Source organism: Arthrobacter silviterrae (genome assembly GCF_011045165.1).
GTDB classification, from domain to species: domain Bacteria; phylum Actinomycetota; class Actinomycetes; order Actinomycetales; family Micrococcaceae; genus Specibacter; species Specibacter silviterrae.
In genome coordinates, this window is the sequence record NZ_JAAKZI010000001.1 from 186,911 (window position 1) to 206,489 (window position 19,579).

Annotated in this window: 18 protein-coding genes and 1 riboswitch; of the genes, 5 read left to right on the forward strand and 13 right to left on the reverse strand. The window is 67.4% G+C overall.

Annotated features, from left to right (window positions below; all coding sequences use genetic code 11):
* Window positions 1–21: 21 nt before the first annotated feature.
* The 5 genes from G6N77_RS00925 to G6N77_RS00945 all read right to left on the reverse strand — a co-directional run bounded on the left by G6N77_RS00925 (window position 22) and on the right by G6N77_RS00945 (window position 6,071).
* The gene (locus G6N77_RS00925) at window positions 22–732 is read right to left on the reverse strand and encodes a hypothetical protein (protein WP_165180112.1); all 711 of its coding nucleotides are present in this window, start codon (window positions 730–732) and stop codon (window positions 22–24) included.
* Between the two features lie 300 nt (window positions 733–1,032).
* Window positions 1,033–2,265 carry a YibE/F family protein gene (locus G6N77_RS00930; RefSeq protein WP_165180113.1) on the reverse strand — a complete coding sequence of 411 codons (1,233 nt, stop codon included), beginning with the start codon at window positions 2,263–2,265 and terminating at the stop codon, window positions 1,033–1,035.
* A gap of 63 nt (window positions 2,266–2,328) precedes the next feature.
* A complete protein-coding gene (locus G6N77_RS00935; RefSeq protein WP_165180114.1) occupies window positions 2,329–3,321 on the reverse strand; it encodes a GNAT family N-acetyltransferase in 993 nt (330 codons plus the stop codon).
* 2 nt (window positions 3,322–3,323) lie between these two features.
* A complete protein-coding gene (locus G6N77_RS00940) occupies window positions 3,324–4,709 on the reverse strand; it encodes a glycine--tRNA ligase (protein ID WP_165180115.1) in 1,386 nt (461 codons plus the stop codon).
* Window positions 4,710–4,985: 276 nt separating this feature from the next.
* The gene (locus G6N77_RS00945; protein WP_165180116.1) at window positions 4,986–6,071 is read right to left on the reverse strand and encodes a lactonase family protein; all 1,086 of its coding nucleotides are present in this window, start codon (window positions 6,069–6,071) and stop codon (window positions 4,986–4,988) included.
* Between the two features lie 169 nt (window positions 6,072–6,240).
* On the opposite strand from G6N77_RS00945, the gene G6N77_RS00950 reads away from it, so the two are divergent.
* Window positions 6,241–6,471: an RNA-binding S4 domain-containing protein gene (locus G6N77_RS00950; RefSeq protein WP_165180117.1), complete on the forward strand. Its 231-nt coding sequence runs from the start codon at window positions 6,241–6,243 to the stop codon at window positions 6,469–6,471.
* Window positions 6,472–6,543: 72 nt separating this feature from the next.
* On the opposite strand, the gene G6N77_RS00955 is transcribed toward G6N77_RS00950, so the two are convergent.
* On the reverse strand, window positions 6,544–7,185 hold the full coding sequence (locus G6N77_RS00955; RefSeq protein WP_240901563.1) for an alpha/beta hydrolase: 642 nt from the start codon (window positions 7,183–7,185) through the stop codon (window positions 6,544–6,546).
* 106 nt (window positions 7,186–7,291) lie between these two features.
* On the opposite strand from G6N77_RS00955, the gene G6N77_RS00960 reads away from it, so the two are divergent.
* Complete coding sequence (locus G6N77_RS00960) at window positions 7,292–8,143, forward strand: SGNH/GDSL hydrolase family protein (protein WP_262454680.1); 852 nt, start codon at window positions 7,292–7,294, stop codon at window positions 8,141–8,143.
* Here G6N77_RS00960 and G6N77_RS00965 read toward each other — a convergent pair.
* A complete protein-coding gene (locus G6N77_RS00965) occupies window positions 8,078–8,377 on the reverse strand; it encodes an MFS transporter (RefSeq protein ID WP_165180119.1) in 300 nt (99 codons plus the stop codon). The genes G6N77_RS00960 and G6N77_RS00965 overlap by 66 nt on opposite strands.
* A gap of 723 nt (window positions 8,378–9,100) precedes the next feature.
* Between G6N77_RS00965 and G6N77_RS00970 the strand changes: the two genes are divergently transcribed.
* On the forward strand, window positions 9,101–9,586 hold the full coding sequence (locus G6N77_RS00970) for a hypothetical protein (RefSeq protein WP_165180120.1): 486 nt from the start codon (window positions 9,101–9,103) through the stop codon (window positions 9,584–9,586).
* Between the two features lie 33 nt (window positions 9,587–9,619).
* Here G6N77_RS00970 and metX read toward each other — a convergent pair whose 3' ends face one another.
* The 3 genes from metX to G6N77_RS00985 form a co-directional block, all read right to left on the reverse strand.
* Window positions 9,620–10,714: a homoserine O-acetyltransferase MetX gene (gene metX, locus G6N77_RS00975; protein WP_205677892.1), complete on the reverse strand. Its 1,095-nt coding sequence runs from the start codon at window positions 10,712–10,714 to the stop codon at window positions 9,620–9,622.
* A gap of 120 nt (window positions 10,715–10,834) precedes the next feature.
* A complete protein-coding gene (locus G6N77_RS00980; protein WP_165180121.1) occupies window positions 10,835–12,157 on the reverse strand; it encodes a bifunctional o-acetylhomoserine/o-acetylserine sulfhydrylase in 1,323 nt (440 codons plus the stop codon).
* 85 nt (window positions 12,158–12,242) lie between these two features.
* Window positions 12,243–12,359, reverse strand: a riboswitch (SAM riboswitch).
* Window positions 12,360–12,480: 121 nt separating this feature from the next.
* The gene (locus G6N77_RS00985; RefSeq protein WP_306987441.1) at window positions 12,481–14,943 is read right to left on the reverse strand and encodes a Tex family protein; all 2,463 of its coding nucleotides are present in this window, start codon (window positions 14,941–14,943) and stop codon (window positions 12,481–12,483) included.
* Window positions 14,944–15,112: 169 nt separating this feature from the next.
* On the opposite strand from G6N77_RS00985, the gene G6N77_RS00990 reads away from it, so the two are divergent.
* Window positions 15,113–15,751 carry a VOC family protein gene (locus G6N77_RS00990; RefSeq protein ID WP_165180123.1) on the forward strand — a complete coding sequence of 213 codons (639 nt, stop codon included), beginning with the start codon at window positions 15,113–15,115 and terminating at the stop codon, window positions 15,749–15,751.
* A 543-nt stretch (window positions 15,752–16,294) separates the two neighbouring features.
* On the opposite strand, the gene G6N77_RS00995 is transcribed toward G6N77_RS00990, so the two are convergent.
* Window positions 16,295–17,074 (reverse strand): CPBP family intramembrane glutamic endopeptidase, encoded by a 780-nt coding sequence (locus G6N77_RS00995; protein ID WP_165180124.1) that lies wholly within the window; start codon window positions 17,072–17,074, stop codon window positions 16,295–16,297.
* 59 nt (window positions 17,075–17,133) lie between these two features.
* Between G6N77_RS00995 and G6N77_RS01000 the strand changes: the two genes are divergently transcribed.
* The gene (locus tag G6N77_RS01000) at window positions 17,134–17,799 is read left to right on the forward strand and encodes a histidine phosphatase family protein (RefSeq protein WP_240901565.1); all 666 of its coding nucleotides are present in this window, start codon (window positions 17,134–17,136) and stop codon (window positions 17,797–17,799) included.
* A 32-nt stretch (window positions 17,800–17,831) separates the two neighbouring features.
* Here G6N77_RS01000 and G6N77_RS01005 read toward each other — a convergent pair whose 3' ends face one another.
* Both G6N77_RS01005 and G6N77_RS01010 read right to left on the reverse strand, forming a co-directional pair.
* Window positions 17,832–18,623 carry a DeoR/GlpR family DNA-binding transcription regulator gene (locus G6N77_RS01005; RefSeq protein ID WP_165180125.1) on the reverse strand — a complete coding sequence of 264 codons (792 nt, stop codon included), beginning with the start codon at window positions 18,621–18,623 and terminating at the stop codon, window positions 17,832–17,834.
* Window positions 18,624–18,728: 105 nt separating this feature from the next.
* Window positions 18,729–19,574, reverse strand: a complete 846-nt coding sequence (locus G6N77_RS01010) for a class II fructose-bisphosphate aldolase (protein WP_165180126.1) — start codon at window positions 19,572–19,574, stop codon at window positions 18,729–18,731.
* Window positions 19,575–19,579: the final 5 nt, after the last annotated feature.

A 19,579-nucleotide genomic window follows, 5' to 3' on the forward strand; every position in this document is an offset into this window, starting at 1 on the left:
GGCGGACGGGGGCCGTCGGGGTCAGTACCCGGCGGGCCAGGTGAACGCGGCGGGCGCGGAGGCCGTGGCTGTTCCCTTGGTGATGACGATGTCAACATCCTCGTGGTTGGCGAGTTGGATCGAGGCGGGGTCGCCCGCGCGCTGCTTGCCGTTCACGAACGTGGTGATGGTGTAGCCGCCGGAGGTGCCGTAGGAGCCCACCTGGCCGGCGGAGAGCGCCACATTCCATTCCGTGAACACTTCGCCCAGGTTGAAGGGCTTCACCACGGGCGATTCCACGTGGATGATGCCGGTGGTGTCGTGTGTGTGGAGGGGCGAGATCAGTTGGGCGTTGAGGTCTATGCCGATGTCGGCCGGCACCGTGACTGCCTTGCCGTCGGCGGTGATGCTGAGATGGGTGTGGATGTGTTCGGCCGTGCCTTCGGCCGTCAGCATGGACAGCCCGGCCGCCTGGGCCCGGGCCGAGGCGTCGGCCGGAGCGGCCCACGGCGGTGCCTGTGTGGATCCCTGGGCCGCTGAAACGGCCGTGGTTGCGCTCTTGCTGGCGGCTGCCTGGGCATTTCCACCGCCGCTGGTGCCGGCCACGACCCCCACCACAACGGCCACCGCGATCACGCCAACTCCAACACCGGACCAGGTCAGGATGCGGTTGCGCCGTTCCCTGGCCTTCTGTGCGGCAAGTACTCCCGCGGCCTTTTGGCGTGCGGCATCGATGTTCTTGTTGGGTTCCATGCAAGTCTCCTCAGGGCCCCGGACGCAAGGGGGCCAGGATTCGATCGTCCCATGCCCGTTCCGGCCTCAGACGCCATTCCAGGATTTTCACAGGGAATACCCGGAATATGCCCAGCGAGGCGAGGAGTGCCCGGCGGCGCCAGCAGCCCCCAACCACCGGCCCCTCCCACCGACCCTCGGTTCCAAACGGGGGTGTTTTCTCCGACCCTCGGTTGCAAACAGGGGTGTTTTCCCCGACCCTCGGTTGCAATTGTGCGGAAGCGTTCCGTAAAAGTGCCCCGATTGCAACCGAGCGTCGGTTTAAGCGGGGTGGGGTTCGGTGCTTCTGCCAGTGGCCTTGACGACGGCGACCGCCACCGCCGTCGTGACCGGAATGGCCAGGACCAGGCCAATGGAACCGACCAGGATGCGGACCACTTCCTCGGCCAGTTCCGCACTGGTGAGTGTGTCGATGAGCGGGCGGTCATACAGGGAAACAATCAGCAGCACCGGCAGCGCCCCGCCCGCATAGGCAAACGCGATGGTGTAGACGGTGGAGGCGATGTGGTCCCGGCCAATGCGCATGGCGGAGGTGAACAATTCCCGCGCGCCAGTCCGTGGGGCCAGTTCGTACAGTTCCCACACTGCGGACGACTGGGTGATGGTGACGTCGTTGAGCACGCCCAGCCCCGAGATGATGAGCCCGCACAGGATCATTCCCGAGAGCGACATGCCGTTCGTCAGGCTCAACAGCTGGTAGGCGTTGTCGCCCTTGGTTCCGGTCAGCGCGGCCGCATCAACGGCCCAGCCGGCCAGTGCCGCCGTCGCCCCTAAACCGAATAGGGTGCCCAAAAGGGCCGTGGACGTGCGGGCGGAAAAGCCGTGGGCGAAGTACAGCACGCCAAACATGATCGCGGACGACCCGACCACTGCAATCAGGAGGGGAGGTTTCCCTTCAGCCAGGGCCGGCAGGATGAACCACGCCAGCACGGCAAAGGCGCCGCCCAGCCCCAGCATGGCCCGGAGCCCCCGCCACCTGGCCACAGCCACCACCACCACGGCGTAGAGGAAGGCCAGCAGGCCCAGTGGCACCGTGCGGACAAAGTCGATGAACACATATTGCGGGCCCATGGGCGCCACGCCCGCAGAGGCTTGGGGCAGCTTGAGGTACCGGATGTCCTCGCCCGCCTTCACGCCGCGGGCTTGGACAATGTCCGGGGTGACCATGACGGGGACCGCGGCACCGCCCTTGACGGCCGCGTACGCCGTCAGGCACTTTTGGCCCGCTGCGCCCGGGCAGTCTTCCGCAACGGTCCGCTGCACCGTGCCGGTGGCGAACGAGGCGCCGGGCGCCGCCGCATAAGGATTTCCTGCCGAGGGCGCGGAGGTGCCGCCGCCGGGCCACAGCATCACCATTGCGGCCACTGTCAGGACTGCCAGCGGGATGAGGATCCACCCCAGCAGCACTACGGCCCGACGGCGGACCACCTGGCGCCGCCGCAGCTCGGAGCGGTTCAACAGGGAGTCGTCACCGTGCGAATGGGTGTGGCCCATGGCTGTCAAGATCCTTCGGCTAGGCAGGGGGAGGTAGTGTTATCACTCCTCAACGGGGGCGGGCTACTCCCCGACGACGAACGTTTCGTCACCGCGAACCTTGGCTGCTCCCACCTCGATCATGGGGTTGACCACGGCGGCCAGTGCCTCCATGGAGTCGTCCAGCTCCAGCAGTACCGGGTACTGGTGGGTGATCAGCGCCAGCAGGTCGTAGACGGCCTGGACTGCAGCGTCATGACCCAGCGAGGGCTCCACGCCGAGAAAAACCTCGGACGCCTGGGCCGGTGCATCAGGCTCCCCGGGCACCACATGCCCCTGGGAGTAGCTGACGGCAAACGCCTCGATGCGCCCCTTCCTGCTGGGCTGCACATCGGAACCGAACGCGCTGGCCGGTTCGGCGCGGAGCACCAGGGCCCCGTGGGCGCCCGTGAGGTCGTCCAGGAACATCCGCTGCACCGTGCCCGGGGACAGCGTGCCGGTGGGGTCCCACTGGTTCACTGCCTCGTAGTAGCGGCCCACAATGTCGGTCAGCTCCACCGAACCGGTGGCCAAATCCTGCACTCGTGCGGTGGCCTCCTCTTCGGTGCCGGAGCCGAACACCGGCAGCTTCAGCGCGCCGGGGCCCACCTCCACCACCCTGTTCCGCTGCAGCACAGCCAACCCCATCGCCGACGCAAAGCCGGCGCCTGAGGTGCCGGGGGCAACCTTGGTGCGCAACGCCGTCGTGCCTGCCAGGCCGGAGGCAACAGCGGCGGCCGCTTCAGCGCGCAGCATGGTCAGCAGGGTGGCGCCCACGCCGGCGCGGCGGTGGTCCGTGGCAACTTCCACGTAGGCCCACAGGCGCGCCGGGTGCAGCGTGGTGGAATACACCACCGCTGCCGCAACCGGGATGCCCTGGTCCTCGGCCACAATGGTGCGCCGCCACGGGCCACGGTCGGATTCCGGTGCCAGCGCGGCGCGGAACGCCCCGGCCGCAGCGGACTCGGCGTCGCCCCAGATTTCCCGCAGGGCCAGGTCGTCGCCGTCGCGCCACGGCCGGAAGGAAAGTTCAGCCATTCCTAGGCACCCAGGAGGCGGGAAGCGAGGTACGCCTGGACCTTGTCGAGGGAGACACGCTCCTGGCTCATGGTGTCGCGCTCGCGGATGGTCACGGCGTTGTCTTCGAGCGTGTCGAAGTCAACGGTGATACAGAACGGCGTGCCGATCTCGTCCTGGCGGCGGTAGCGGCGGCCGATGGCGCCGGCGTCGTCAAACTCGATGTTCCAGTGCTTGCGCAGCTGGTTGGCGAGGTCCTTGGCCTTGGGTGAGAGCTCCTCGTTGCGGGAGAGCGGGAGCACTGCGGCCTTGACGGGGGCCAGGCGCGGGTCCAGCTTGAGCACGGTGCGCTTGTCCACGCCACCCTTGGCATTGGGGGCCTCGTCCTCAACATAGGCATCCACCAGGAAGGCCATCATGGAGCGGGTGAGGCCGAAGGAAGGCTCAATGACGTAGGGAGTGAAACGTTCGCCCGTGGCCTGGTTGAAGTAGTTCAGCTCGGTGCCGGAACCCTTCGTGTGGGAGCTCAGGTCATAGTCGGTGCGGTTTGCAACACCCATGAGCTCGCCCCAGCCGGAGCCCTTGAAGCCGAACTGGTATTCAAAGTCAATGGTGCCGGCGGAGTAGTGGGCGCGCTCGTCCTCGGGGACGTCGAAGCGGCGCATGTTTTCCGGGTTGATCCCCAGGTCCACGAACCAGTCCCAGCACAGCTCGACCCATTCCTTGAACCACTTATCAGCGTCCTCGCCGGGCACAAAGAACTCAATTTCCATCTGCTCAAATTCACGCGTGCGGAAGATGAAGTTCCCGGGGGTGATCTCGTTCCGGAACGCCTTGCCGATCTGGCCGATCCCGAACGGCGGCTTCTTCCGGGAGGTGGTGAGCACGTTGTTGAAGTTCACGAAAATGCCCTGGGCGGTTTCCGGCCGCAGGTAGAACAGCCCTGCGGCGGCATCCACCGGGCCAAGGTACGTCTTGACCAGGCCGGAGAACAGCTGGGGTTCGGTCCACTGGCCCTTGGTGCCGCAGTCGGGGCACACAATGTCATCCATGCCGTTCTCGGGCGGGCGCTTCTTCTTTGCCTCATACGCCTCGATGAGGTGGTCCTGGCGGTGGCGCTTGTGGCACTGGGTGCACTCCACCAGCGGGTCGGTGAAGGTTTCCACGTGGCCGGATGCCTCCCACACGGCCTTGGGCAGGATGATGGAGGAGTCCAGGCCCACCATGTCCTCGCGGCCCCGCACAAACGACTGCCACCATTCGCGCTTGATGTTTTCCTTCAGCTCCACGCCGAGGGGGCCGTAATCCCAGGCCGACCGCGATCCACCGTAAATCTCACCGGCCTGGAACACAAAGCCGCGGCGCTTCGCGAGGGAAATGACCTGGTCAAGCTTGGATTGGGGGGCCACAGAGTACTCCTAATAATTACGAGGCCGCTGGGTGCGGTCCGTCCGTGGACTAGCCTACCGGTCCGTGGCGCGGGGCAGGAATTGCTCCGGCGGGCGGTGAACCCGGCTTGAGTCCCGCGCCTGCACTTCTCCCTGGGGCCAAACCCAGCCCGAGTTTTGCCCCCGGTGCACCCGGGGCACAACCCACCGCGGGTTTTGCCCCACAGAGAAGTTGGCCGGCGGATGATGTACGACGCCGGCCCCCGGCTTGCGCCGCCTGCTCACCTTGGGCAGGGGTCAGGCAAGCACGACGCAGGTAGGGCTGCCGAATGCCACTGTTTGGACCGGTTCGGTACCGGGCAGGCCGTTTTCGTCGAGGTCGAAGACGGCAACATTGTTGGAGAGCTGGTTGGCCACGTAGATCTTGTGGTTCGCCACGGCGAAGTGACGGGGCCAGTTGCCGCCTGAGGGCACGAGGTTGAGAAATACCGGCGGCCGGGGCGAATCCCCTTCCACGCCCGAAACGTCCAGCACCACCAGCGTGTTGGGCCCGCGGACGGCGGCGTAGAGCTTGGTGCCGTCCTCCGAGAGCTGGATGTGGGAAGGGAAGAACTCCTTGGCCAGCCCAATCTCCCCTTCGGTCGGCGCAAGGGGCACCTTGAACAGCCACCGCCAGAAGTGTCCCGTCCCCTTGCCCGGTGCCATTTCCGCACGTCGGAGCACGTGCAGGTGTCCGTCCAGTTCACCCGCCACGAACATGAATCCGCGCTTCAGCGACACGTGGCGGGGCCCCGTGCCCGGCGGCAGTTCCGCAGAGTCAGCCAGCACGCGCGAATCCGCAAAGTAGACGTCCACCCTGTCGGCCCCCAGGTCCGACACGAGCACTGTGCCCCACGGCGTGGCCGTCACCTGGTGCGCGTGGGACTCCCCCTGCCGTCCGGTGACGGGCCCGGAACCAGGGTGGCTGAGCAGCTCCGGCCGTGCGGTGCCGGCCTCACTGCCGGGCTCAGTGCCTGGCTGGGCCCCTTCCAGCACCGCGGCCAGCGGCAGCACCGCAGCCGTCCCGGACGAATAGTTGGCCACCCAGACACTCCCGCCCAGGTGGATCACGTGGCAGGGGTCGGCCCCACCGGTGGATGCCCGCCCCAGGACCGCAAGCGTTTCGGGATCAAGGGCGGCGACCGTGCCGTCTTTCAGCTCCTCGACGGCAAGCAGCACCCCGCCGGCGCCGGCCAGGAATGACGCATTGCGGACTCCGGCTGCCTCCGCGGTCCGCTCCCCCACGGTACCGTCGTCCTGCAGGGCAAAGCGCTGCACGCCGGGCCCGGCTCCGTAGCCCGCCTCGGTGTAGCCGCTGACAATCAATGCGCCGGTTGTCGGCATGGGTGGCACTCCTCGGGTATTAATGTCGCTGCTGTCTTGCTTTCAACCGTAGCGCCGCAGCACTTGATTGCGCCCCTCGACGTTCCAAAACCCTGCCGGAATTTGGCCGATGGTCTGGCTCGGTTCCGGCCGTGTCTGCGGCAGCCAGTCAGTGCGGCACAATTGACCCATGAGTTCACACGAGATCATTGACATCCCCATCCGCGACGACATGATCCGCCTGGGACAGCTCCTCAAGCTGGCCAGCCTGGTGGAGGACGGCGTGGAGGCAGCCGAGCTCATCAAGAACGGCCTGGTCAAGGTCAACGGCGAGATCGATGAGCGCCGCGGGCGCCAGCTGCACCACGGAGACACCGTGAGCGTCAACGGCGAAACCGTCCGCATCACTACCGGGGCCTGAGCAACCCGTCCCGCCCAACCCTGCCACAGCGCAAGGGAAGCCGAGCGCGCAGGCCGGGTGCCGGCGTCGTGCTTACCCGGCGTTGAGCACCTTCAGCTGGAGGAACTCGCCCACGTGCGCCATTTCCTGGGCGTTGATGCCGTGCCAAATCCCCGTGTAGAGCACCTTTGTGAGCTTGGTGTGGGCGCGCAGCCACGTGTTGGTGTATTCAACGGACGTCTGCGGAATGACGGGGTCGGCCTGGTCGCGCCCCCAAAAGATCTCGGGCCTGGCAGCAGCCGTGGCGGCATCGTCAAACCACGGATTCCCGTCCGCTTCCACTACAAAACCAGAAAGCCCGACGACGGCGGCGTAGTCTGCGGGCCGGTGCCGCAGGAGGCTGGTGGCCATGCACATGCCCTGCGAAAAGCCCAGCAGGGTGACGGAGGAATGCTCCTGGCGCACCGAATCCAGCCACTGCTCGACCTCCGCAGCCGCTTCGGTGACGCCGTCCAGGGTGTAGGAGAGGTCATTGCTCAGCGGGAACCAGGCGTAGCCCGGTCCGGCCTGCTGCGTGGCGCGGACGGAGGCCACCGTGAATTCTGCCGGAAGCTGGGCGGACAGGCCAAAAAGGTCCTCCTCATCGGCGCCGTAGCCGTGAAACATGACAAGGAGGGGCGTTCCGGCGCGCTGATCGGCGAGGCGGGACCAAATGACGGTGGGGGAATCAATCATGCGCCCCATCTTTCCATGCCGGCCCGGCCCCTTTCGAACCGGCTTGGCGGAACCGCAAGGTGGCGCAAGGTGGCGCAACCACGTGGTCAAAGTGCAGGATGGGAGGGTGAGTGATTCAACGGCATCTGAAAATATCGAAGCTGCGGGCACGGCAGTCATCGCCCGCCACCCCTGGAACCGCTATGTGGCCATGGGCGACTCCTTTACCGAGGGCATCGGCGATCCCGAGCCCCACAGCCCCGGCGGGCATCGCGGCTGGGCGGACAGGCTCGCGGAGGAATTGAGCCGGGACAGGGACGATTTCCGCTACGCCAACCTGGCCATTCGCGGGCGCCTCCTGACCCAGATCCTGGCCGAACAACTGGAGCCGGCCCTGGCCCTCAAGCCGGATTTGATCAGCATTTCCGCCGGCGGCAACGACCTTATCCGGCCAGGTTCCGATCCGGACGCCCTGGCCGAAAAGCTCGACGCCGCCGTCGGTGCGATGTCCGCAGCCGGGGCCACCGTGCTGCTCTTCAACGGGCCCGACATCCGCGACACCCCTGTACTGGGCATGGTGCGCGGCCGGGTGGCCATCTATAACGAAAACCTGCGCACCGTCGCCGCCCGGCACGACGCCGTGATCGCGGACATGTGGTCCCTGCGGGCCCTCACGAACCCGCAAATGTGGTCCGCGGACCGACTTCACTTCGCCCCGCTGGGCCATCACACCATCGCCATCATGGCCCTGGACGCTCTGAACGTTCCCCACCAGCTGCTGCCCCAGCGCCCGGAACCCCTCCCCACGCAAAAGTGGCAGGCGGCCCGTGCCGAGGACCTGGTCTGGGCCCGCGAATACCTGGTTCCCTGGGTGCTGCGCCGCCTGCGCCACCAGTCATCCGGCGATGGCATCTCACCGAAACGGCCCACGCCCGGCCCGGTGTTCGGGCCCGGAATGCCGGGCGGGGCCGGGGCTTAGGCCTGATTGCGGGCCCCGGCGCCGGAAGAGCAGCCCGGCCATGAATGTGCGTTTAGGACCCACGACGTCCGAGAGCTGGCCGCCGAGCAGCAGCGGGCTGCCGAAGGCAGGCGAGTACGCGGTGATGACCCACTGCCGTTCGCCGCTGGAAAAGCCGAGGTCGTGCTGGGCGGACGGGAGTGCGATGTTGGCGACGGTAGAGTCCAGGGCAACCATGAGTTGGGCCGGGTCCACTATGGTCAGCGTCCACCAACGGCGGGGTCGACCGCAGGACGCTGTCCCCAGCCGGCTGAGGTGCCTGGACCTGCGACATGGGCCACATTAAGCGGTGCCGTTGGGTGCCGGGTCCGAACTCCCTCCGAATCCCCGTTGAATTTTTTCCCCCGACGCTCCATCACTTTTTGCGGTCTTTTCCCCGACGCGGCATCACTTTCTGCGGTCTTTTCCCTGACGCTCGGTTCCAACCGGGGCACCTCCTGCGCACCGTCCCGCAGTTGATGAGGGAGGGTTGGCAAAAACACCCCGAAAGGTGATGGAGCGTCACTCGGTGCTGGGCCGGGCGAAGCACAGTCCTCTGCGCGTGATGTGCTTGACCGCCCCCCGCACTGGCAATGCTCCACCCGCCCCCCACTGGCAATGCTCCACCCGCCTGCGCTGGCCACGCTGCACCCGCCCAGCACTGGCCATGATGGACTTCTCGCTGGGGCAGAACCCATGCTGAGTTTTGCCCCGGGTGCACCGGGGGCCAAACTCAGCCTGGCTTCTGCCCCACAGGCAAGTTTGCGAACCGCCCGGCGAAGCCGCCCCGAAACCACCCCGCGCCGCGCACTCTGCCCCATCCCGGACCAAGACAGTGATGCTGGCCGGGCCAGGGAACCCTCGGCGGCATTGCCCGGTATGACGGCAGGCAAGCCGACTAGGATGGATGGAAGCGCGAATATTCCGCGCCCTGTCTTCGTGAAGAGGTGCGTTGTGCTGACATTGCTCGACCCAGTGGTGGCCGGAGACGTGGCCGCTTCGCAGTCCGGATCCTTTTCCCTGCAGCCCTTCCTTGTTTTCGTCATCATCGCCGTAGTGCTGCTGGCCAATTTTGCCAAGGCTGCCAGCCGCAAGAAGCGCGCCCGGAACGCCTCACCCTATGCAGCCCAACCCGTCCGCCCGGCGCAGGCCGGACGCCCCGGGCAGTCTAGCCGCCCCGGGCAGCAGGGCATCGCCCACCAGGCGGCGCCGGCCGCTTATGTTGGCACGCTGCTCAACGGGGTGCCCATGAAGAACTACGACGCCGCGCACGGCCAGCAGACCACCGGTTTCGCCAACGAGCGCATGAAGGCCGAGGCCGAGCTCAAGCGGCAGCTTGACGCCCTTGACACCGCCCGCCGGGCCGGCCAGGTGACCGCCGAACAGTACGCCGCCCACCGGGAAGCCATTTTCCGCAACTTCTGATCGACGGCCCCGAGGCGCAGCGGCACTGGAACGCTAATCGGTGAAGAACTGCTCCCGCAGCAATTCGCCCACGGCCCCCACCTCGGTGAGGAAGCCGTCGTGGCCAATGGCCGAGTCGATCCGGCGCACTTCAACGCTGCCGGGCAGCGCCGCCGCCAGTTCCTCGGATTGGGCCGGGAAATACAGCCTGTCGCTGTTGACGGCGGCCACCAGGAATTCGACGCCGGCCGTCCGGGCCAGCGCCTCCTCCAGCGTGCCGCGCCCGCGCCCGACGTCGTGGCTCATGAGTGCCTCGGTGATGACAATGTAGCTGTTGGCGTCGAAGCGGCCCACCAGCTTGCGTGCCTGGTGGTCCAGGTAGCTTTCCACCTGGTACCGCTCCTGCACCGGGCTCCCGCCGTCAATGCGCAGGCGGCCGTGGCTGATGGGGTTTTCCCCGGCCTGGGAATTGCGGCCAAACCGCGTCCCCATCTCCGCCTCGGAACGGTAGGTGATGTGGGCAATGCGCCGTGCCAGGCCCAGGCCCAAGGTGGGCGCCGCGCCGTCGTAGTAGTCCCCGTTGGCGAAGTTGGGGTCCTGGCGGATGGCAAGGACCTGGGCCTGGGCGAACGCGATTTGCTCGGCCGTGCTGGCGGCACAGGCCGCCACCACGGCGCACCGCCGGACCCGTTCCGGGAACGTCACCGCCCACTCCAGGGCCCTGGCGCCTCCCATGGACCCGCCAATGACGGCGTGCCAGGAGGTGATGCCCAGCTGGTCCGCCAGCCGGGCCTCCGCGTGGACCGAGTCGCGGATGGTGACGAACGGGAAGCGGGAGCCGTACGGGGCGCCGTCGCCGGCAATGCTGGAGGGGCCGGTGGTGCCGTAGCAGCCGCCCAGCATGTTGGCGCACACCACGAAATACTGATCGGTGTCGATCACCTCGCCGGGGCCGACCAGGCCCTCCCACCAGCCGTTCTCTTCCGAATCCCCGCGGCTGACGTGTGTGCTGCCCGTCAGCGCGTGCTGGATGAGCACCGCATTGCTGCCGGCCGCGTTCAGCGTCCCCCAGCATTCATAGGCCATGGTGACCGAGGGCAGTGACCCTCCGGCCTCCAGTTCCAGTGAACCGATGCCGACCGAGCGCAGGAGGCCGCCGCCCTGGCCGACGGCGGCCTGCCAGGAACTGTCCGATGGTCCGGATTCGCCGGTTTCGATGTCAGGGGTAAACACGTTCCGCTCCGCTGCACCTGGACTCACATGGGCCACTTAGTTCACGGACGATTTTGCTGCGCGGAAACCTGCTTCAAGGTCGGCAATAATGTCGTCCACACCCTCCAGCCCCACGGACAGGCGCACCAGCCCCGGGCGGACGCCGGCTGCGAGCCGCTGTTCCTCGCTGAGCTGGGCGTGGGTGGTGGAGGCAGGGTGGATCACCAGCGAACGCACATCTCCGAGGTTGGCAACGTGCGAGTGCAGTTCCAGGCCGTCAACGAAGCGCTTGCCGGCCTCCAGCCCGCCCTTGATGTCGAAGGAGACGATGGCGCCGGTCCCCTTGGGGCCGTACTTGCGTCCGCGCTCAAACCAGGGGCTGGACGGGATGCCTGAGTACGCAACGGCCTCCACGTTTTCATTCGCTTCCAGCCACTGTGCGACCTTGACGGCGTTGCTGACGTGGCGCTCCACGCGCAGGCTCAGCGTCTCGATGCCCTGGGCGATGAGGAAGGCATTGAACGGCGAGATGGCCGAACCGAGGTCGCGCAGCAGCTGCACGCGGGCCTTGAGGATGTAGGCCAGGTTGGCGCCCAGGGCGCTGCCGACGCCGAGGTCGCGGGCGTAGACCAGCCCATTGTAGGTCTCGTCAGGGGTGTTGAAGCCGGGGAACTTTTCCGGATCCGCGGCGAAGTCAAACTTGCCGCCGTCGACAATCACGCCGCCGATGGCCGTGCCGTGGCCGCCGAGGTACTTGGTGGCGGAATGGATGACGATGTCGGCACCCCACTCGAGGGGGCGGATCAGGTACGGGGTGGCGAGCGTGTTGTCCACGATCAGAGGCACGCCAGCCTCGTGGGCGATGGTGCTGATCTCCTCGAGGTTCAGCACGTCCTGGCGGGGGTTGGAGACGGTCTCGCCGAAGAAGGCCTTGGTGTTGGGCTTGACGGCCGCACGCCATTCGTCCAGGTTGTCGGGGTCGGAGACAAAGGTGACCTCGATGCCGAGCTTCTTCAGCGAGTGGGCCAGCAGGTTGAACGTGCCGCCGTAGACGCTGGGGCTGGAGACGATGTGGTCCCCGGCCTGGGCCAAGTTGAGGATGGCGAAGGTGGTGGCCGCCTGGCCCGAGGACAGCAGCAGGGCGGCAACGCCGCCTTCCAGGCTGGCAACGCGCTGCTCGACGGCGTCGGTTGTGGGGTTGCCGATGCGGGTGTAGATGGGCTCCAGCTCGGCCAGCGCAAAGCGGGCTGCGGCGCTTTCCGTGGACGGGAACACGAAGGACGTGGTCTGGTAGATGGGGAGGGCGCGTGCACCTGTGGTGGCGTCCGGCTCCTGGCCTACGTGGATCTGACGGGTTTCAAATGACCAACCATTGCTCATGGGAGCTCCTTAAACACTAGAGGCCTGCAATAAGTGCGGCCCATCCGCGCCACAGGGACGCCGTGATGGGCCGAAGGAATTGTGCGGCCCGCGCTTGCACCGAAACCGGGTGGTTCGGTACCTGGTCTTCACCCGGGGCACCCCACCGCGGAAGGAGGGTTGCCGGCCAGCGAGCCGGGGCTTGTCGCTGGCGCTCATGACCTGTATCCAGTGTGCGAGACCGGCGCTTCACGGCGCAACAATATGACTGGTTTGTGACTTATGCCGAACAAGTGCTGGACAAATCACGCAAATGGTGCCATGCGCTGAATGAGTGGATGACGCTACGGCTTCAGCCCCGCACGGCGCAGCGCCTCTGCCATGGCCGTGTTGGCCGGGGCCGGGGCCGCTGACTTGGCCGCGGCGGCTGGGGCAGTGCGTGACGGCGCGCCCTTGGCCCCCGCTGCCCGACCCTGGCGGGAGCCGCCCCCGGCGGCCGGCGAGGTGCGCGCCGGGGTCCGGGAGCCGGCGTCGTTCTTCCCCTTCCCGGCGGCAGCGTCCCCCGGCTGGTCATCCAGGCGCAGGGTGAGGGAGATCCGCTTGCGTTCCGGTTCTACCTCCAGGACCTTGACGCGGACCACCTGGCCGGACTTGACCACGGTCCGGGGGTCGGAGACGAAACTGTTGCTCATGGCGGAGACGTGGACCAGCCCGTCCTGGTGCACGCCGATGTCCACAAACGCGCCGAACGCCGCCACATTGGACACCGTCCCTTCCAGGATCATGCCGGGGCGCAAATCGGTGATCTTTTCAACGCCGTCGGCAAAGGTGGCAGTTTCGAAGCGGGGGCGGGGGTCGCGGCCGGGCTTTTGCAGCTCCGCCACGATGTCCGCCACGGTGGGCAGGCCGAAGGCGCCGTCCACGAAGTCCGCCGGGTTCACGGCCGCGACGGCGGGCACCCCGCCGGAGATTTCGGCCTTGCCGGCGCCCACGGCGGCAAGGATTTTGCGCGCCACGCCGTAGGCCTCGGGGTGCACGCTGGAGGCGTCCAGGGGCTCCGCTCCCCCGGTGATCCGCAGGAATCCGGCACACTGCTCAAAGGCCTTGGGGCCCAGCCGCGCCACCTTTTTCAGTTCCGAGCGCTTGCTGAAGGGCCCGTTTTCATTGCGGTGCGCCACGATGTTTTCACTGAGCAGGGGCCCGACGCCGGCCACCCTCGCCAGGAGCGCGGGCGACGCCGTGTTCAGGTCCACGCCCACGGCGTTGACGCAGTCCTCCACGACGGCGTCCAGCGAGCGTTCCAGCTTGGCCGGGGTGAGGTCGTGCTGGTACTGGCCCACGCCAATGGATTTCGGGTCGATCTTCACCAGCTCGGCGAGGGGGTCCTGCAGGCGCCGGGCGATGGACACGGCGCCGCGCAGCGAGACGTCCATGCCGGGCAGTTCGGCGCCGGCCAGGGCGGACGCGGAGTAGACGGAGGCGCCGGCCTCGGACACCACTAGCTTGGTGACCTTGCGCCCCGGATTCCGGCGCTTCAATTCGGCAACTAGTTCGGCCGCCAGCTTGTCGGTTTCCCGGCTGGCCGTGCCGTTGCCGATGGCGATCAGCTCCACCTGGTGCTTTTCCGCCAGGCCCGCCAGCGTTGCCAGGGCCTCGTTCCAGCGCTTCGCGGGGGCGTGCGGGTAAACGGTGTCGGTGGCGGTGACCTTGCCGGTGCCGTCCACCACGGCCACCTTGGTGCCTGTCCGCAGGCCCGGGTCCAGGCCGAGGGTTGCCTTGTTTCCGGCGGGTGCCGCCAGCAGCACGTCCCGCAGGTTCGCCGCAAACACGCGCACGGATTCCTCTTCGGCGCTTTGGAACAGGCGCACGCGCAGGTCAACGGAAAGGCGGGTCAGAATGCGGGTGCGCCAGGCGAGCCGGGCACCGGTCATGAGCCAGGCGTCCGCGGCACGGCCGGATTCGGCAATGCCCAGGGAGTGGGCCACGGCACTTTCATAACGGGCGCGGGCGGCTGCGTGAGCGTCGGCGTCGCGCGTGTCCGTTTCCGCCAGGTCCAGGGTCAGCACGCCCTCCTTTTCGCCGCGCAGCAGCGCCAGCACGCGGTGGCTGGGCAGCGTGTGCGGTGGCTGGGCAAAGTCAAAGTAGTCCTTGAACTTTTCGCCTTCCGACGCCTTCCCGGCCTTGACGGAGGAGCGCAGCCGGCCGGTTTTCCACAACCGTTCGCGCAATTCACCCACCAGGGCGGCGTCCTGCCCGGCGCGCTCGATCAGGATGGCCCGGGCGCCGGCCAGGGCGTCGTCGGCGGTGGCAATGCCGTGCCCGGCGTTCAGGAAACCGTCCGCGGTGACGGCCGGGGCCAGCGCCGCGTTCGCCAACAGGGAGTCCAGCAGGGGCTCCAGCCCGGCTTCGCGGGCGGCGTCGGCCTTGGTTTTCCGCGTGGACTTGTAAGGGAGGTAGAGGTCCTCAAGGTCGGACTTGCTCGCAGCAGCCTCAACGGCGACACGAAGTTCCGGCGTTAGCTTTCCCAACCCGTGAATGGTCTCCAGCACGGTGCGCCGCCGGGCCTCGAGCTCCCGCAGGTACCGCAGCCGCTCCTCCAAGGTGCGCAGCTGGGCGTCGTCCAGGGTCCCCGTGGCTTCCTTCCTGTACCGGGCAATGAACGGGACGCTGGCGCCGTCGTCCATCAGGGCCACGGCGGCGCGGACCTGCGCGGCCCGCACGCCCAGTTCGGCGGCAATCGCGGCGGCAATGCGGGCCTCCTGGGCGGCGGCGTCGGGCAGGGACAGGGGAGCTTGGGAATCAGTCACCCTCCAATTCTGCCCCACGACGGCGGCCGCGTTCGCGCCGCGTTCGCGCCGTGGCCGCGCCGCGTCCGCGCCGTGGCCGCGCCCTGGCCGCGCCGTGGCCGTCAGACATCCCATGTGGCTTAGGACACGCTAAGTCGAGCGGCCGATCACAAAGTGCCAAGATGAACGCATGCGAATGGATCATGTTTCTTACGCCTGTGAATCAGATGGATTGGCTGCCACCACGGAGCGAATCGCCACCGCCCTCGGGGTCGATGCAGTGCGTGGCGGAGTCCACCCGCGCTTCGGCACCCGCAATATGATCATTCCCCTCCTGGACCACCACTACCTGGAGGTCGTGGAGGTGCTTGACCACCCCGCCTCGGACAAGGCGCCGTTTGGCCAGGCCGTCCGGGCCCGCTCCCAGGCCGGCGGCGGCTGGATGGGCTGGTGCGTCGCCGTGGATGATCTCACCCCCTTCGAGGAACGCCTGGGCCGCAGTGCCGTCCCCGGCAACCGCAAATTCCCCGACGGCCGCGAACTGGTCTGGCAGCAGATCGGCATCAAGGGCCTCATTGCCGACCCCCAGGTGCCCTACATGCTCAAGTGGGAGGGCGACCCGTCCCTGCACCCGTCCCTGGCCCGCCCGTCCACTGTCCGGCTGTCCTCGCTGACCATTGCGGGCAGCGCCGAACGCCTCACGGAGTGGCTGGGCGAGCCCGTGGAGCAGCCGCTGGAGGATGTGGCCGTGGAGTGGATCGCGCCCCGCGGCACGCCGGGCATCATGTCCGTCACCTTTGACACGGCGCACGGCCTGGTCACGATCTAGCCTTTACGAAGCCATTTCGGCGGGCCCGACGGCGGCACCCACCCATTGCGGGAGGGTGCCGCTTTCGTGTGTCCCGACCACGGCCCGCCCTCGAGTCAGCAGCGATGGCGGCTTAGACCCGCGCTAAGCCGCCATCGCTGCATACTGGCCGGACGGTCGGTGCCGCATGGGGACGTTTCAGCCGCAATCAGCCGAATCCGGGGGCACCGCCGCGCGGGTGCGTCATGGGGACCCGAGTGTACAGATTCGGCGACACGCTATGTTGCCTGGGCGCCGAGTGTACAGATTCGGCGACACGCTATGTTGCCTGGGCGCCGAGTGTACATATTCGGCGGGCCGCGGCCGCCCCGACCCACCCCATCCGTACTCTCGGCGAGGATTCCTGGCCCCGACCCACCCCATCCGTACACTCGGCGACGAGATGCGCACCCTCGTCAACGGCCCGCCCTCGAGTCAGCAGGGATGGCGACTAAGACCCGGGCTAAGTCGCCATCGCTGCATACTGACCGCAGTCAGGGCCGCCTGCGGACATTTCAGCCCCGCTCAGCCGAATCCGAGGGCCGGGCCCAGCGTGAATGCGGCAATGTCCACCAGGGAGTGCGCCACCACCAGCGGCATGACGCGCCCATACTTTTTGTACAGCCAGCAAAACAGCAACCCCATCGCAAAGTTGCCCACAAACGGCCCGAAGCCCTGGTACAGGTGGTAGCTGCCGCGGATCAGGGAGCTGGCCAGGACGGCAACAAGGGGCGTGAAGCCGATCCGCTCCAGCCGGTCCAGCAGCCAGCCCACCATGACCACTTCCTCCAGCAGGCCGTTGTGGATGGCGGAGAGCACCAGCACCGGCACCGTCCACCAGTACTGGTTCAGCGCACTCGGGATGATCTCCGTGGTGATCCCCAGCGCCCGCCCCGCCGCGTACAGCCCCAGCGACGGCACGCCAATCACCACCAGCAAACCCAGGGCGCCGAGCCCGTCCCGGACGGGGCGCCGAAAGTCCAGCCCTATCCGGCGGAACACCGATTTTCCGGGCTCGGCGAGCAGATAAAACACCAAAAACACCGGCACCAGGGCAAAGAAAATATCCAGGATCTGGTACGTCAGGTCAAAAAATTCGCGGTTGCTGCGCACCACATTCAACGTGGACGTGCCCTGGGCAATGGGCGCCCGGGACATCTTGTCCAGCAGCTGCACCACCGAGTACACCGCCGACTGCCCGAGCGAGAGCCCCAGCACCAGCAGCACCTCAAACACCAGGCGGCGCCTGTCCCGTTTCGCCAGTACGACGCCGACGCCTCCCGGGTCCGGCCGATTTTCACTCATGCCCTCCATCATGCCCTGCCTGCGGCGGGATTTCTCGGCGGCCGGGCTAGGCTCGGGGTATGAGCGCCCCACGCCAGATCATCATGGTCCGCCACGGACAGTCGGCCGCCAATTTCGACCAGTCCATTTACAACAGGATCCCCGATTACCGGATCCCCCTGACCGAGCAGGGCCTGGCGGAGGCTGCCGCTGCCGGCGAACAGATCCGCCGGCGCCTGGACGGGCAGAAGGTGTGCGTGTACGTTTCCCCGTACCTGCGCGCCTACCAAACCCTGGAGGCGCTCAAGCTCGGGGACCTGGTGGAGCGCACCATGGAGGAGCCGCGGCTGCGTGAACAGGACTGGGCCAACTTTCAAAATCCTGCGGAAATTGCGGACCAGAAGGAGCTGCGCAACGCGTACGGCCATTTCTTCTACCGCTTCCGCGAGGGGGAATCGGGCTCGGACGTCTACGACAGGGTCTCCTCCTTCATGGAAACCCTGTACCGCCACTGGTCCAAGCCGGACTATGCCCCCAACACGCTGCTGGTGACGCACGGGCTCACCATGCGGCTGTTTTGCATGCGCTGGTTCCACTGGTCCGTGGAGTATTTCGAGTCGCTGAACAACCCGGGCAATGCCGAGGTGCGGGCCCTGGTCGGCAGCGGCGGCAGCTACCTGCTGGACACGCCTTTTGAGCAGTGGACCACGGCCGAACCAGGCACCACGGTGCTGGACTCGCTCTAATCCCCGGCCGGCCCGGCCGCCAGCGCACCAACTTACGCGTCCGGACCCACGATGACTTCAGTGCCCGCATCCTGGAAGGCCGCCAGCTGCGCGTCCGTGATGCCGGAGTCGGTGATGAGCTTGTGGAAGCGGTGGTCCTCCATGGTGGCAAAGGCGCGCTGGCCGATCTTGGACGAATCCGCCAGCATGTAGGCCACCGACGCGCGGCGGGCCATGCGCGAATTCACCGACGCCTCGCCTTCGTCGTTGATGGTGGGACCGGTGCCGGGTTCAATGCCGTTCACGCCGATGAACGCAATGTCCAGGGCCACCTTTTGCAGGATGGAATCGGCGTACGGGCCCACCAGTTCGTAGGAGCGGGGGTTGAGGACGCCTCCGGTGACCATGATCTTGAAGTTGGGCCGGATGGCCAGCTGCGCGGCGATGTTGATGGCGTTCGTGACCACCGTCAGCGTGGGCCGGTTGGACTGCTCCATGAGGTCCTCGCGGGTCGAGAGGACCTGGGCCAGCGCGGTGCTGGTGGTCCCCCCGCACAGGCCGATGACAGCGCCCTTCTGGATCAGCGCGCTGGCGGCCAGGGCAATGCTGTGCTTCTGCGCCGCGTGGTCGTCCCTGTTGTAGCGGCCGGGCAGGTCGTAGGAGACGGAGCCGGAGGTCGCTCCCCCGCGGGTCCGGGTCAGCAGGCGCTCGTTGGCCAGCGAGTCCAGGTCCCGCCGGGCCGTGGCCGGGGAAACGCCGAGCTTGCCCACAATCTCGTCGACTTCCACCTGTCCGTCGGCAGCGAGGATGTCCAGGATTGCTGTCAGCCGTTCGGTGCGGTTCATGAAACGCCTCCCTTGGAGAATGCCTGGAAAAACAAAGGCCGCGGACGACGGCGGTGCCTGGCCGGGCGGCCGCGGCCGGTTCCAGCCGGCTGGAGTTGCGCCAGGCTAGTGCCGCGCGGCGCCCGCAAACAAAGCTAGCAGTCGGGCCACTTCGGGCACCAATGCGGCACGGCCGGCGCCCAGGTATTTGCGCGAGTCCACCACGGCCGGATTGGCGTCCAGGTACTCGCGCACGGCACGGGTGAAGAAGCCGTTCAGGTGCGTGGAGACGTTGATCTTCGTCATGCCCGCGGCAATGGCGGCGACGATGTTCGCATCCGACACCCCGGAGGAGCCGTGCAGCACCAGGGGCACGTCCAGCGCCGCCGAAAGCTCCGCAATCCGATCCAAATTCAGCGCGGCGGAGCGCTCCGTCATGGCGTGGGAGGACCCCACCGCCACGGCGAGCGCGTCCACTCCGGTGGCGGCCACGAAAGCGGCTGCTTCGGCCGGGTCGGTCAGCACGCCGGGTGCGTGGGCGCCGTCCTTGCCGCCCACCTTGCCGAGCTCGGCCTCAACGTATACGCCTCGTTCGTGTGCGTAGGCGGCCACCCGCGCCGTGGACTCGACGTTGGCACCGTACTCCAGGTGGGCGCCGTCGTACATGATGGACCCGAAGCCCAGGTCCACGGCCTGCATGGCCAGCGTCTCGGATTCGGCGTGGTCCAGGTGCACGGCCACGGGCACGGACGCCTTGCGGGCGGCGGCCAGGGAGGCCAGCGCCACGGGCTCCAGCCCGCCGTGGAACGTGGCGCAGTTTTCGGAAATCTGCAAAATCACCGGCAGCCCGGCAGCCTCGGCGCCGCCAATCAGCCCCTCGAGCGTCTCGAGGTGGATGACGTTGAAGGCGCCCTGCCCGGAACCTGCCGCGGCGGCCTGGTCCATGATGGTGCGCGTGTTGGTCAATGCCATGAAAT